At 43.3% G+C, this 14,642-nt stretch carries 13 protein-coding genes and 1 pseudogene; 8 read left to right on the top strand and 6 right to left on the bottom strand.

Features of this window, described 5'->3' with window-relative positions; all coding sequences use genetic code 11:
* Positions 1-43 precede the first annotated feature (43 nt).
* A complete protein-coding gene (locus G3R48_RS12600) occupies positions 44-598 on the bottom strand; it encodes a TMEM165/GDT1 family protein (RefSeq protein ID WP_212593346.1) in 555 nt (184 codons plus the stop codon).
* 513 nt (positions 599-1,111) lie between these two features.
* Between G3R48_RS12600 and G3R48_RS12595 the strand changes: the two genes are divergently transcribed.
* Complete coding sequence (locus G3R48_RS12595) at positions 1,112-3,571, top strand: alpha/beta hydrolase family protein (RefSeq protein WP_153665122.1); 2,460 nt, start codon at positions 1,112-1,114, stop codon at positions 3,569-3,571.
* Between the two features lie 127 nt (positions 3,572-3,698).
* Positions 3,699-3,794, top strand: a pseudogene (locus G3R48_RS12590) (methyl-accepting chemotaxis protein); the annotation flags it as partial.
* Between the two features lie 178 nt (positions 3,795-3,972).
* Here G3R48_RS12590 and G3R48_RS12585 read toward each other — a convergent pair.
* Both G3R48_RS12585 and G3R48_RS12580 read right to left on the bottom strand, forming a co-directional pair.
* On the bottom strand, positions 3,973-4,725 hold the full coding sequence (locus tag G3R48_RS12585; RefSeq protein WP_153665119.1) for a substrate-binding periplasmic protein: 753 nt from the start codon (positions 4,723-4,725) through the stop codon (positions 3,973-3,975).
* A 276-nt stretch (positions 4,726-5,001) separates the two neighbouring features.
* Positions 5,002-5,952, bottom strand: coding sequence for a LysR family transcriptional regulator (locus tag G3R48_RS12580; protein WP_153665118.1), 951 nt, complete (start codon positions 5,950-5,952; stop codon positions 5,002-5,004).
* Positions 5,953-6,307: 355 nt separating this feature from the next.
* Between G3R48_RS12580 and G3R48_RS12575 the strand changes: the two genes are divergently transcribed.
* Positions 6,308-6,787, top strand: a complete 480-nt coding sequence (locus G3R48_RS12575) for a hypothetical protein (RefSeq protein ID WP_153665116.1) — start codon at positions 6,308-6,310, stop codon at positions 6,785-6,787.
* A gap of 195 nt (positions 6,788-6,982) precedes the next feature.
* Here G3R48_RS12575 and G3R48_RS12570 read toward each other — a convergent pair whose 3' ends face one another.
* On the bottom strand, positions 6,983-7,345 hold the full coding sequence (locus tag G3R48_RS12570; RefSeq protein WP_153665114.1) for an HMA2 domain-containing protein: 363 nt from the start codon (positions 7,343-7,345) through the stop codon (positions 6,983-6,985).
* Positions 7,346-7,685: 340 nt separating this feature from the next.
* Between G3R48_RS12570 and G3R48_RS12565 the strand changes: the two genes are divergently transcribed.
* The 5 genes from G3R48_RS12565 to G3R48_RS12545 are packed head-to-tail and all read left to right on the top strand — an operon-like array spanning position 7,686 to position 11,523.
* Positions 7,686-7,988 (top strand): HMA2 domain-containing protein, encoded by a 303-nt coding sequence (locus G3R48_RS12565; protein ID WP_212593343.1) that lies wholly within the window; start codon positions 7,686-7,688, stop codon positions 7,986-7,988.
* Positions 7,985-8,830 carry a YtxH domain-containing protein gene (locus G3R48_RS12560; RefSeq protein WP_194823905.1) on the top strand — a complete coding sequence of 282 codons (846 nt, stop codon included), beginning with the start codon at positions 7,985-7,987 and terminating at the stop codon, positions 8,828-8,830. The genes G3R48_RS12565 and G3R48_RS12560 overlap by 4 nt, the downstream gene beginning before the upstream one ends.
* Positions 8,827-9,132, top strand: coding sequence for a magnetosome protein MamC family protein (locus G3R48_RS12555; protein WP_153665110.1), 306 nt, complete (start codon positions 8,827-8,829; stop codon positions 9,130-9,132). Before G3R48_RS12560 ends, G3R48_RS12555 begins: the two co-directional genes overlap by 4 nt.
* Entirely contained in the window at positions 9,125-9,433 is a 309-nt protein-coding gene (locus G3R48_RS12550) for a YtxH domain-containing protein (protein WP_153665108.1), read from the top strand. Before G3R48_RS12555 ends, G3R48_RS12550 begins: the two co-directional genes overlap by 8 nt.
* Positions 9,433-11,523 (top strand): heavy metal translocating P-type ATPase, encoded by a 2,091-nt coding sequence (locus tag G3R48_RS12545; protein ID WP_153665106.1) that lies wholly within the window; start codon positions 9,433-9,435, stop codon positions 11,521-11,523. Before G3R48_RS12550 ends, G3R48_RS12545 begins: the two co-directional genes overlap by 1 nt.
* A gap of 110 nt (positions 11,524-11,633) precedes the next feature.
* On the opposite strand, the gene G3R48_RS12540 is transcribed toward G3R48_RS12545, so the two are convergent.
* A complete protein-coding gene (locus G3R48_RS12540; protein WP_153665104.1) occupies positions 11,634-12,341 on the bottom strand; it encodes a siderophore ferric iron reductase in 708 nt (235 codons plus the stop codon).
* 89 nt (positions 12,342-12,430) lie between these two features.
* Positions 12,431-14,599: a TonB-dependent siderophore receptor gene (locus G3R48_RS12535; RefSeq protein WP_153665102.1), complete on the bottom strand. Its 2,169-nt coding sequence runs from the start codon at positions 14,597-14,599 to the stop codon at positions 12,431-12,433.
* Between the last annotated feature and the right edge of the window lie 43 nt (positions 14,600-14,642).

Raw genomic sequence — 14,642 nt, 5'->3', positions numbered from 1 at the left:
GTCATCGACATGAAATGGATTAATAGCAAGTGTGAAGCCAGTATCACCAACCGATAGCCACGAATGCTAAAACCACAAATAAACAGGCCGTGACTTTTCGTATTAACGCTAACGGTAATTTGTCGGCAGAAAGCTTGCCGATGAGCACCACGGGGACATTCGCTAGCAACATGCCGATAGTCGTGCCTATCACTACCATCGCTAATGCATCCATGTATTGTGCGCCCAAGATAGAAGTCGCTATTTGAGTTTTGTCACCAATTTCGGCAATGAAAAACGCTATAAAGCTGGCGACAAAGGGCCCTCTATTTGACACTTTCTCGTCATCATCGAATTTATCTGGCACTAAAATCCATGCAGCCATCGCTATAAAGCTTGTCGCGAGCACCCAAGTTAATACCTCTGGTGACAAGTAATCTGCAATGACAACGCCTAAATATGCCGCTAATGCATGGTTGGTAAGGGTGGCTAAAAATATTGCAGTAATGATGGGTAATGGTTTTCGATAGCGACTGGCAAGTAACAACGACAGCAACTGGGTTTTATCACCAATTTCAGCAAGGGCTACGGTAGTAATCGATACGGCTAATACGCTCACAGGGAACTGACTTATGGAGGCGGGGAACAGTGATAAACCTAAGACAATGCCCACGCCCCACCTCGGTTAGTGTTCATTGTCTATGGTCTCACTAAATTCAGCTGGCGCTGGATCTTGTACACCATGGTGATTTTGCACCAATTATGTTGATGTACAAGCCAATTAAATCAATTAAACATGCCACGTGGTGCGCATGGGTTTAATGATTGTTTATGGCAAGTTACTCCCCAAAGACGCGGCAATTGTATGCGCGCGGAACAACATAATCAAGCCTGTTGTCACTCAACAGTGTTGGTGTATTGACACAAACTCTTGCAAATTATTGGGCCATTTTTGCAGTAAAACGGATGATTTATCAGGTTAATTTTGCCACACTGGCCAGCTAACAATGATGAAACAAATTATGCAATTTACCATTACAGTCACCATGTTCTTTTTGCAGCCTATGTCAAAGGTGGCGGATGTTGTCGTTGCAACAACCATTAAAATAATCAATAAAAAAAGGGATGCCCCATGAAAGCAGTATCACTGGTTTGCGCCAGTTTAGCTTTGGCGTTTTCAGGTATCAGCCACGGTGCTGAAATCGATAAAACCAATATTCAACGCCTTGGCCCCGTTGCCGTTAGCACCTCACAACCCTTGTCTGTTGGCGCTCACAGTGATGTATTACGCAGCAATTTAGTTCAGTCGTTAAGCCAGTCACAACAAGGGATGACACTATTTGGTGATGACTATTCATGGCATGTAGCCACTAAATCAACCGATAAAAGCGGTTGGGTGGCTTACAAGGTGCAAATTAGCACTGAGCGCTACACTCAAGGTACCTTAACGGTTGCAGGTTTAGATAATCCGCAAGTATATGTAAACGGTGAGTTGCTTAAATCGGGTGCAGAAGCTGAACTGAACTTACGCACGGGTGATTACCAAGTGTTGGTTTTGGCCGATGGCCGCAGTAAAGATGTGCCGTTTAGCTTAGATTGGCAAGGTAAGGCAGAGATCGATAGCCCAAGCTTTGTTACCACCGACACGCACCGTGTGTCGTATGAGCAATTGTTTGATTCAAAAGTGATTAGCGCCTTAACCCTGTCACCTAATGGTAAGTATTTGCTACAAACCAGCTCAGAATATTTAGCGGGCAATGGCGATAAAGCCACGAAAGTGACGGAATTAGTGCAAGTGTCTGATAAACGAGTGCTATACCGCTGGCAAGATAACGCTCCAACTAGCGCGGTGTGGGCACAAGACAGCAAGCAATTGGCATTTGTAGCCAACAAACAAATACAACGGCTTAATATAAAAGACATGAGCATTAATGTTGTTAGCAGCAATGTTGACAATGTGTCTAATCTTCAATGGTTTGGCGATAATTTATTATTCAGTTGGCAAAAACCGTTTAAGGCCGATGAAAAGGCGACCACTAAGCGCTTTCAGGCCCTGCAAGACCGTTGGAGTTATTGGCGTAACAACAGCCAAGTTTATTTATTAGATGTAGATTCTGGCTTTATGCGTCAGTTAACCCATGGCAAATTGAGCAGTAATTTACTCGACCAAAACGCTGCGAGCGGTAATGTGTTAATCACTCGCTCCCCTGTTGATTATAAAGAACCGGCGCATAGCTTGACGCAACTGATTGAGCTTAATGTTAATTCGTTAGCGGAAACCCTTATTGGCGAATATCGTACCTTTAATCACGCTACGTACACCGACGATGGCATGTACATTATGGCTGGGCCTGACTTTATGAATGCCCTCGGCGTGCAAGACAAGTCTGTGGTGGTCAATAACTACGACGGACAGTTGTACTGGCGCAGTAATGACGGCAACGTGGTGGCATTAAGTAAAGACTTTGACCCTGCTATTGGCGCAGCAAGTAAGCTTGATAATGACGACTTAGTGTTACGTGTAAGCGAAGGTGACCGTGGTCAACTGTACTTATATGACTTCAGCCGTCAGCGTTTTAATAAGCTCAAAACGGGCGTTGATATGGTGAATCGCTTTAGTGTCGCCTCGGGTTTATCTAAGCCTGTGATTGCATTTGCTGGTGTGTCAGCGACGGTGCCACAAAAAGCATATTTAATGAAATCGGGCAAAAAGACATTGATGTTTGATAGCCAAGCACAAAGTTACGCCAACACGCGCATTGGTCAAATACAAGATTTCGATTTTACCAATAAACATGGCCACAATATCGATGGTCGTGTGTATTTACCGACGGATTTTGATGCCAATAAAAAATACCCTGCATTGGTATATTACTATGGCGGCACGTCACCGGTAACTCGTAACTTTACCGGTCGCTGGCCGTTTAACTTATGGGCTGCTCAAGGTTACGTGGTGTATGTATTGCAGCCAAATGGCGCGACGGGTTATGGCCAAGCGTTTAGTGGACGTCATGTGAATGCGTGGGGCGATTACAGTGCTGACGATATTATTGAAGGCACGCAAGCGTTTTTAAAAGCCCACAGTTTTGTTGATCCAAAACGAGTGGGGAATATGGGCGCGTCTTACGGTGGCTTTATGACAATGTATTTAGCCACTAAAACCGATATCTTTGCCGCATCAATGGCGCATGCTGGTATCAGTAACTTGTCAGCATATTGGGGATATGGCTGGTGGGGTTATGGTTACTCAGGGGTGGCAAGTAAAGGTAGCTTCCCATGGAATAATCGTGACTTATATGTAGAGCACAGCCCGCTTTATCATGCTGATAAAATTAACACGCCATTACTGTTGCTACACGGTAATGCTGACACAAACGTCCCCGTGGGTGAAAGCCATTACATGTACACCGCATTGAAGATGTTAGATAAACCAGTGGAATTAATAGAGTTTAATGGTCAAGACCATCATATCAATGGCCGACAAGCCCGTTTTGATTGGTGGGATGTAACCTTAGCGTGGTTTGATATGCAATTAAAAGATCAGCCACAGTGGTGGAATGCACTTTACCCTGAAACAAAAGCGACCGAGTAACCCGGTTAGTTATTTGCGGTGGCGAATCCACCGAACAAATGGTGCTTAATTATGTCGGCTTCAACGGTTGTTGGAGCCGACTTTTTTATGGCTGCAAACGGATAAATTAGGTTAACACATGCTTGCGAAAACGAATTTATTAGCACTGAATGCTGCTATTGAGGCTGCACGTGCTGGTGAGCAAGGTCGTGGTTTCGCCGTTGTAGCTGACGAAGTCAGAACGTGAGCAAGCCGAACTCAAGCAACGACTATTTAAATTTCTGAAATGATCACTAAGCTAAAAGTCGCTTCAACTCGTGCTGTTGTTATTTAGATTTTGTCTTATTTCTCCTTTTCAACTTAGGTGTTTAAGCCTACTTATTTCTTGTTATTGCCGTTAGCTTAACAACGTATATAGGCATTTAGTTTACGCTCATCACTTGGTTTTCAGCAGCTTGGATCAGTTTTTCTAACTCACCACTGGCAATAAGTTGTTTGATTTTCTCATCGAACAAAGGCACCAAACTGGCGTAGCGTTGATTGAGATAAATATATAACGCATGCTCCGCTAAAATGGGCTGCAGCGGAATGATGTGGTTGATATTTTTTTGGTTAAGGTACTGCAAACCATCAATATAACTGGTGACAGCAAGGTCGATTCGCTTTAACTCAAGTAGGCGCATCATTTGTTTGGTGGTCATGACTTGCATGACGTTGCCAGCGAGGTTGGCATAGAATTCGGTATGTTTTACGCCTCTGACAATGGCGATATTAGCTTGTTCAATCTGGTGTACTAATGCTTGATTTTGCAGGTTTGTAGTTAATGAAAACGCGGTCGTTTTTAACGAGTAATATGGGGTGGGTATTCTCACCACATTGGTTTTATTATCCCCATAAGAATCAATCCTCATAATCTCCCCGGCGGCATTGCCAAGTAAAACGCCACGTTCTGCGCGATCAGCTGGCAATAAGGTTACCCTCACTTTTAAGTTGAGTTGCAGACATATCTCTTCAAACACCATTTTCCCTACTTCTTGTTCAGATAGGTTCTCTATGCCATAAAAATGCAAGGTGTTTGCAACACTAGACGTTGCGCATAAGCTTAAAAATAGCCCCCAAATAGTCGACTTACACCTTGATACTTGAAGGATGATGATACGGGGAAATTGAATCATGAAAATGCCTATAAAATTTGTAGCTCAATAATAAGCGTATGTTAGTTATCGCATTTTTGCGAATTTTGAACGAAAAAATTGTCATTAAAATTAGGATGGTTACTCAATGGTTTGTAACAAGTTCAATCATCTATAGCCGTTAAAGAGCAAAGATGAATTTGGGGGAGGATGTGTGGGTTAGCCGTGTGTTTTTGTAACGACTCACTCGTTGAGGGGAGGGCAAAACAGAAGGTTGTGTCGTCGCCTCATAAGAGCGTTTGCCGCAACTTAGTTGCGCTATTGATAATACTCGTTGTAATTGGGCACGTGTGCAACCCAAAATGGCGGCGTTCCAATGTGTGCTTGCAGTGCATCAATTAATTCACTGACAATCGGTGTTGGCTTACGGTGTGGATAAATGGCATAAAACCCCATGCCCATATTGGACAAACCATAGTTGGTGAGTAAAGGGACGAGGTTGCTTTGAGTAATAGGTGCGGTGAGGTTAAATAAATCTACCACGCAATAACCTATGCCTGCTTCTGCTGCTTCCATCATCGTGCGCACGTCGCCAACACGATAATTACCGCGCATTTTAAAGGTTTTAAAGTCACCGCCATGGGGCTCTGTCGTCATGCTAAAGGTGTCTAAATTAGCGTGTCCATTGTGATAAATTACGGCAGGTAACTCAGCAAGTGCTTGTGGTGTGGTGGGCTGGCCGTGCTGAATAATAAAGTCTTTTGATGCCAAGACAGCAAAATGTGAATTAGCAATTTTTCTGGCAATTAAGTTTGATTCAGTGAGCTTACCTACCCGAAAAGCCACGTCAAAATGGTCGCTAATAATATCGGTGGGTTTGTCATCTAATGACAATGTTACCTGCACATGTGGATAAGTTTTCATAAATTTTATCAACACAGGGTGTAAGTACTGTTGTCCAAAATGTACTCCCGCGCTAATGCGTAATTTACCTTTTAATTCAGACTGATAAGCATTGGCAATGCTTTGTATTTGGGTTAAATTGCCCATCAATCTTTGAGTTTGTTCAAAGATTTCTTCACCGGCGGGGGTTAATGAAAATGAGCGCGTCGAGCGATTTAATAATTGAACCCCAAGTGCCGTTTCGAGTTTTTTTATTTGCTTTGACAATAATGAATTATCCATGTCATGTAAGGCCGCTGCTTTAGTAAATGAGCCTTGTTGTACTACATCGAGAAACAGAGCAAGTTGCTTAGTGCGTGAAGGCATAGCGTGGTTCCTTAGACACTGATGACACTAACATGAGTTTATTAATCTTAACATTATGTTGCAATGACAGCGATCTCGATTAAACAAGCCCAAATGCACCGACACAATTAATCACGCGGTATATAATGGCCGCTTCATGATGTAGTGCTTTCATAAACTCATAAACTCATAAACTCATAAACTCATAAATCCACAAATCCACAAATCCACAAATCCACAAATCCACAAATCCACAAATCCACAAATCCACAAATCCACAAATCCACAAATCCACAAATCCACAAATCCACAAATCTAAATGATAATCATATTTATTTAAGGTTGGTTTTTTGTTATCGTAGTCAAGTTGATATCTGTGGTAGGTAAAACTGATGAGTGCAAAAGCGCCCTGAAAAAGCTGAAGAAAAAATCGAAAAAAGTGACCAGTAAGTCGCTTAAGCAGCTTAATGCCCTCACTGCCAATGTTAACCGCAATGGTGAGGTTGCTGCTTCACTTAGTTCCCCTTTAAGCCCACAGTTAACCAAAGAACTCAATCAATTATCTGAGCAAGTGATCACGAATGTGGTTTCAGAGCTCATCCAGCCATTAAACCCGGTGCTTTCATGGTTTCATCATGGCCAAGCGCGCAGTAAACCGATTGTGGCCTTATCACCTTCAAACGACGTTGTTTCCCCTAAGCCCGCAGCAACACCCGCGGCGCGTATTGCTGTGAATGCCCGTCCTGGACAATCTATTTTACGGGTGCCTTTAAAGTCACCTGCATGTAAACGTTGTCCTGCATTAGCAGGCGGTTATTGTAAATGCGCCGCGAAAAAGTTTAATGTCACTGTCTAATCAGCTGTCACTCTTGACGGCCTTTTAAGTGAGCTAATTGCTTTTGTTAATACAATATTCACAGCGTATCGCACACCATTAAAATTGTTGATTGCTAAGATCATGGTGCTTGCCTAATGAGTCATTATGGCAATATCACGGCGAAGAAAGGGACTTATAGGGGGAGGAGAGCGGCAAGCAGGTAAGTCGGTAAATTTAAGCTGCGCTCATGATCATTTTGCTTACGGCAGGGCCAACTAATCTTGAAAGTGCAATACCCGCCACGCCTTTTACAAATGTTTTTGTACCGGTCGTCACGGCAGTTTCCACAAATGATGGTTTATTGTTTTCAACTAACCAGCCATGGCTTTCAAGTATTTCTAATAAGCTATCGCAATCTAATTCTTTGTTATCAAAGGTAATAGCCACAGAACCTGCATATTGTTGATGTTTGACATGCTTAACCGCATCAATTAATTCAAGTTGTTCAATTAAGGTGCAAACCTGCAATTTATTCTCTCGGATAAATTCAGAGCGAACACGTAATCTTTGCTGGGTTTTATGCACATAACAATTCATACAAGCACCTAATTGATAATCATTATCGTTAATGTTACCACTTGGTCTTGTTGCTGGTAAAGCCCCTTTAAACAATTATTTGTTAATCTTGAAAACGGGTTTTGTTTAATTCTAACTTGGTCACACTTAGGCTATTTATCTGGAATAACACTGCTAGGTTGAAGACATTAATAAGATTAATCAAATCAGATGATAACGAGATCGTTTCATTTTCTAGCCACCCAACAATACTATTTTTCAGTTTAAATAAGATGTGGCGAAACATGATCTGGCACAAATAAAAAATGGCGTGAATTCGTATAATAATTTGATGGAAAAATATTTAAATAAAGTAATGAAAATGCGACGTTGGGTGGTGATAGCTCATCATGTTCCGGGTCGTATTCGTCTCAAATATAAATTGGGTTTAGTGGCTCAACTTATGCAGTTTAACCTGAGTAACGTAGACGAAGTTATTGAACAGGTGCCTGCATTTCTTAGTTATAAGCTGAATAAATCAACAGGCAGCATTGTCATCGAATATGACGCCAAATTGGTCACTCCACAATGGGTTGAGCAGTTATTTGGCGAGTCAGATGAGCAGGCTAAACAGGCTTACTTCGCATTCGCACAGTATTTATCTGACCAAGGAATTACCCCATGAGTCAACATTATCAGCAGGCAGGTTATGCGCCGCAATACGGGCATGACAATGCGCAACCGGATGCTCAAGCACAAGCTCAACAACCGACGCAGCAGCAACCTGATTGGCAGAACCAAGTTCCGCCACCGCATATGAATCAGTATCCACCGCAAATGCCACCGGGATATTATGCGCAACCTCAAGGGCAGCCTCATGCGCACCCTTATCAAGGTCAAGCGTCTATGCCACCGCAGATGCACCCCGGTTACTATCACCCTGGTTACAGTCATCCACATTATGCACCACACCCAATGTGGGGACACCCACAGATGATGCCTCCGGGATACTACCCACACCCACCAATGCCAGAACAAGCTCCCGCGCAAGCACAAGCTAATACAGATGAAAGCGATCCATTTATGGAACAAGCTCAAGCTATGTTAGAGCAAGCGCTGGGTGAAGAAGCTGGTATGTTTAAAGAAATATTAGGAAGTTTAGGTATGAACGATAAAGAATTTTGGAAAGGCGCAATGGTTGGCGCAGCAGCGGCATTACTACTTAGCAATGACAAAGTACGTGGCAAGTTAATGGATGTGGTTTCAGGTGCAGGTGACATGCTTAAAACCGGCGGCTGTAAAGTAAAAGACTCTGCCACTGATACTGCTCAAAGCGTCAGAGAAAGCGTTAACAATGGCGGCGAAATTTTTAAAGATACCTACACCGCCGGTAAACAAGGTTTCCAACAATCAGTAGAACGTCACAACCAACAACCTGTTGACAACATGGCACAAACCCCTGCTGAAACGGATGAGCTTGTGACAGAAATTAGAAGCTTAGATGAACAAGAAATGAAACCGGTATGAGTAATGCCAGTAACCAATTAAGCCCTACTAATCGTGCGTTACTAGTGGGCGCAATGGTTGGCGGCGGTGCATCCATTGCAACGCAATGGTCATCATACAAGCAAGGCGATATTAACGCCGATGCTATGGCGGCTAAAGCCACTAAGTCAGCGATTCAAGCTGCGGCAATTGGCGGTTTAACAACGTTTGTTGCTGGCAAAATGGCGGGGCGTCCAGCACTGTCGTTAATGACTATTTTGGCCGCGGGCGCTGCGGGTTTGTATTTAGTTGACCAATTTTCAGGAAAAAACCGTTATGAATAATTATCCACCTTATGGATACCCAGTGTATGGTCAGCCTCAGCAAGACCAAGCTACGCAGTCTACCTCCCCAGCGGCAACGCCTTATAAAGCACAGAATACCAAAACCCATTTTATGATGGGGCTAGCTGCAGGTGCGGCAGTGGCATATTTGTTAAGTAACAAAAAAGTACAACAAAGTGTGGCTTCAACAGGTGAAAAAGCCTGGTCAACGGTCCGTGGTGAAGTTGAAGAGCTCAAAGAGCGCTTAGAAGACACCCAAGCTGAGCTAGAGTATTACCGCAACCTGCATAAAGGCGACTAATGACATCTTTGCGAGTTAAACATCATATTCCAGGACGTATTCGCTTTAAGGTTAAACGTGACGTTGAGCTAGAAGATACCGGCGATTGGATTAAGCAAAGTGTGATGGCTATTCAAGGCATTCGCAGCGTGAGAGTGAATGAAGCTGCACATTCCATTGCCATTGAATACGACGTTGCGCTGTTAGATAAGGACATTGTTGAGGACAGACTCGCTCAGTTAGATTTAACTCAAGCCCAGTTAGCTGAATCTGAACACCAATTCACCCGTGGCGATATTGCCATGAATGTTATTGGTACTTTATCTGCCGCACTTTTGCCCAAAAAATGGGGGGCAATCTCTACGGCGACATTAATTGCGCCGACCCTTTTAGAGGGTATTTCAGAGGTTAAAAACAAACACGTTTCAGTTGAAGTGCTTGATGCTATTGCCGTGGGCTTGTCTGCTTATCGTGGTGATTATCGCACCGCAATGATGACTCAAACCCTTATTAGCTTAGGGGAATACATGGAGCAAGAAACATGTCGTAAAAGCGACAAGTTACTGGCTGACTTGATGATCCCGCAGCAATCAATGGTTTGGCAAATATTCCCTGATGGCAGTAAAGCCAAAGTCAGTTCAGCAGTACTTGTTGAACACGACATGATTGAATTGGTTCCCGGTGATGCGATTCCAATTGACGGCGTTATTATTGGCGGCGCGGCACTAATAAACCAAGCGGCGTTAACTGGTGAAAGTGTCCCTGTAAGACGTGAGCTAGATGCCACAGTTTACTCAGGCTCAAGTGTCTATGAAGGCACCATTCAAGTCCGCGTTGACAAAATTGGCAGCGAATCAACCACCGCTAAAATTGCGCAGCTGATTTATGATTCATTAAGCGAAAAAAGCGAAATTCAGCAAGTCACCCAAGACATGGCTAATCGACGGGTAAAAATTACCTTAGGTATTGGCGCTGCGGTATTTGCATTAACCCAAGACATTAACCGTGTGGCATCAGTATTTTTGGTTGATTATTCATGTGCCTTAAAGCTCAGCACTCCAGTGACCTTTAAATCCATTATGTACCGCGCAGTGCAGCAAGGTATTTTGCTTAAAGGCGGCAGTGCGATAGAAAAGCTAGCTGACATAGATGTATGTGTGTTTGATAAAACAGGCACGTTGACTCACGGTGATATGGAAGTGACTGACGTGGTGCCATTTAATTGCCAAGGCGACCATTGTGCCCGCGACCTACTGGCGATGGCGGCATCGGTTGAAGAGCACAGCAATCACCCGTTATCACAAGCGGTGGTCAATGCCGCTAAACATCATCAATTACCGCATATTGATCATGGTGAAGTGGAATACGTTATTGCCCATGGGCTAAAAAGTACCGTTAATTCACACTGTTTAGTCATGGGCAGTCGTCACTTTTTAGAAGTGCATGAAGGCGTTGATTTTAGTGCCTTTGAGCAACAAATTAGTGAATATGAAGCCAAAGGCCGCCACTTAATTTTTGTGTCTCATCAAAGTGAACTAATGGGCATGATAGGTTTGCGTGACCACTTACGTGAAGATGTTTATCGCACCTTGGAAGATTTACGTCAATTGGGTATTCCCAAATTGATGATGATTTCAGGTGACAGTGTTTATAAAGCAAACATGTTAGGTGACGACCTTAAACTTGATAAGGTATTTGCCCAAGCGACACCTGAGTCTAAGTCGAGCATTATTGAAAGCCTGCAACAGCAAGGGCATAAAGTGATGTTTATTGGTGATGGCGTCAATGATGCGCCAGCATTAACCAAGGCAAATGTTGGCGTGGCAATGTGTAAGGGCACAGAGCTTGCTCGACAAGCGGCTGATGTGGTATTGCTTAAAGACGATCTTTACAGCGTGGTAGAAACCTATCAGTTGTCACAAGTGGCGATGAACATTATCCACAGCAACATTAAAGTGGCTGAATACGTCAATAGCGGCATTATGTTAGCGGCGGCAATGGGCTGGTTAAACCCAACCATGAGCGCATTGCTGCATAATGGCACGACATTGGGTATTTTAGCGCGTTCATTGGCAATAAAAAATCCGCCAAAACACGCGCAGTTGAATTAACGGTTAATCAATTGACCCAACATTTAAAAAGCTCAGTTTAACTGAGCTTTTTTATGGATGTTATTCGCCTAAATACGCCTAAGGATAAACAAAATAACCAGCTTATAAGGTTATTTTCTCGGGCAGTTGGCGCATTTGTTACCGGCGGCAGTTTTATAAATACAGCAACAGCTTGAGCGATTAAATATCAATTGCTTGGTCGATTCACTGTACTGAATTTTATTCACATGCGCTTGGGGTAAGTTTAACGCGTTGAGCCAAAGTGTGGCCTGATTACGAATAAAACAAACTGACATTTCAGGATGAGAGTGTTGCAGCAGTAACAGACGGCTTAATAACGCATCGGCAATTAAATGCTCTACAAATCTTGGTCGACAACGAAACGACCGGTCTAGGTCTGTGCGTAAGTGTTCAAAAATACGTCTTAATTGTTCACCTGCACGATTAACCAGTTGTGCATTCTCACCGGTGTCACATCTTGTGCATGAGAAGCTAAAACCAGCAATAAGCCCATTTTTGTGAGTCTGCGATAAGCTGCACAGATCAGGCAAAACCTTACAGTGATAAATAGCAGTAATGGCAATGTACAACGGTTGCCATGTAAGTAAATTCCAACTGCGCGTTAACCAATAAGCGGCGCCCGCTTCTGGAGATTGCTGTTGTAAGCTTTGGTATAAAGCGCGAATAGAGCTGAGGTTAGAGCGCGCCAAAGAAATGGTTGATGGGTCTTGTTCATCCATGATTTGCCATTCACCCTTTAAATAAGGCGAAACCTGTTGGCATTGTTGGTATAAACCACGAAAAACAGCTTGATTCATAAAAGGGCTCTTGTTGCTTACCCAAATGCACTTGTTAAGGTTAATTTGGGTAAGACAATTAGATAGACTATAACGTTAGTAATCGGGTGTTAAAACTGATAATTAACGCTCAATTTCACCGTACGTTCAGCGCCATACCAGCAGTTCGCTGTGTCATAACAGGTGTAATAATCTTTGTTGAATAAATTGTTGGCAGCCAAATTAATACTGGCACCTAACAAGCTGGTGTCGAACTCACCTAGGTCATAGCCAACTGATAAATCCGCAAGAGTATAGGCACTAACTTTGGCACTATTAAGGGCATCCATTTGCATGTCGCCAACATAACGAACGCCGCCACTTACGCGCACACCCGCTAGTTTTCCATCATCAATTTGATAATTTGCCCACAATGAGGCGGCATTTTTAGGCACATAAATGGGTTGTGTACCCTGTAAGCCATTACCACTGTCTTTGGTGATTTCCATGTCAATGTAGGTGTAGTTTACGGCAACATCGACATTGTCTGTCATGAACCATTTACCTTCAAATTCGGCGCCGCGCGACTCAATTTCACCCACTTGAAGTTTGTCACCCCATGGATCGTCTGGGTTGGCCATTAAGGCGTCGCTTTTGACAATATTGAACAGTGACACCGAGGCCGTTTTACTTTGATCTTCTGAGGCGTATTTCAGCCCTAACTCTAATTGATCACCCATTTCAGGCTGGTAAGTGGAGCCGTCTGTTTTAGTGCCCTCAACGGGTTCAAAGCTGGTCGCGTAACTGGCAAATGGCGCAATACCATTGGCAAATTCGTACATGGCACCGACACGATAAGAAAACTGCTGTTGGTCAGCTCCGTTGTCAGTACTGCCACCGTCATAGGCATAATGACTTGAGGAGCGGTAATCGTCATAGCGGCCGCCAACAATTACAATCAGGTTATTGGCGCGCATTTGGTTTTGAAAATACACCCCAGTTTGTTCCACTTTCACCTTATCATTAGCAGCGGTTGAAACGGTTAATTTACTTGGGTCAATCATGTCGTTATTTGGATTAAAAATATTAAAATCACCAAATTGACTAGTGGTGCCAAACTCTGAATACAGTGAGTCACCATCCATTTTTTGATAATCAACACCCAATAATAAATTGTGCTCAATGTTGCCGGTATGGATTAAGCCAGACAATTGGTTATCAACCGTAAAGCCACTTGAGCTTTCGTCAGTACTGTAAATATTGCGGTCTAAATTACCTGTAATAGGGTCAAAATTAGCTGCTAGGTGGTAGGTGTTTTTTTGCGATAAGTTAGCATCCATATAACGAAAATTTTGTAAAAATGACCAGTTGTCATTAAAGCTGTGATTCAGTTTATAACCGGCTAATACAAATTCACGCTCAAAAGCGGACCAGTTTTTATCACCTGCTAATGTCGATGCACTCGTGCTGCCATTAGGATTGTCATAAATCATTCCTGCAGAAGGTAATGAAGAGTTCATGCCCATTGCAGGATCTTTTTGATAGTACAAATTGACATTGATGTAGGTGTCGTCAGACACGTTCCAGTCTACCGACGGGGCAAACACATAACGTTTTTCTTGCGTGTGGTCGACCTGACCATCTTTGCTGCGAGCAAGGCCAATCACCCGATACGAAAAGTCACTGTCGCCAAATTGTCCTGTGGTGTCGATAGAGGCTTCAACTAAATTTTGATTACCAGTGGCAACATTCACCGAGGTTGCTGAAGTCGTTTGTGGTGTTTTGGCAATCATGTTGACCATGCCACCAGGTGGCATTGAACCATACAGCACAGAAGTTGGGCCTTTAAATACTTCAACTTGCTCAAGGGCAATCGGGTCGATTTGTGGTTGTAAGTTCCAACCTTTTAATGACTGTAAAACCAGGCCGTCGTAATAGCTTTGGTTGACATCAAAACCGCGCAAATTAAAGGTGTCATACATGGTGACTGCGCCACCTTTTTGTTCGGTGGTCACCCCTGGCACATAGCGTAAAGCTTGATTTAATGAGCTGACGCCACGCTGTGATAATAACTCACCATCTATGACCGTGACACCTTGTGGTGTTTCTAATGGGGTTAATGATGTCTTGGTGGCCGTATTACGGTATGCCTGACCTAACACGGTAATGGTTTCAATAGTTGCGTCTGCGGTGTCGTTATTTTCGCTCGCGTTAGTCTGAGCTGAAAATACCATTGCCGCACCAATTGATGCCGCCATTAATGTGAGTGGAAATGCCTTTTTATCACTGATGGAGATCATGCTGTCCTCTTTACGCGGTTAAAAACCTGCCTTAAATACAAAT

The sequence above is a fragment of the Shewanella intestini genome, assembly GCF_018221465.1.
GTDB lineage: Bacteria > Pseudomonadota > Gammaproteobacteria > Enterobacterales > Shewanellaceae > Shewanella > Shewanella intestini.
This window is presented reverse-complemented; position numbering and strand designations above follow the sequence as displayed.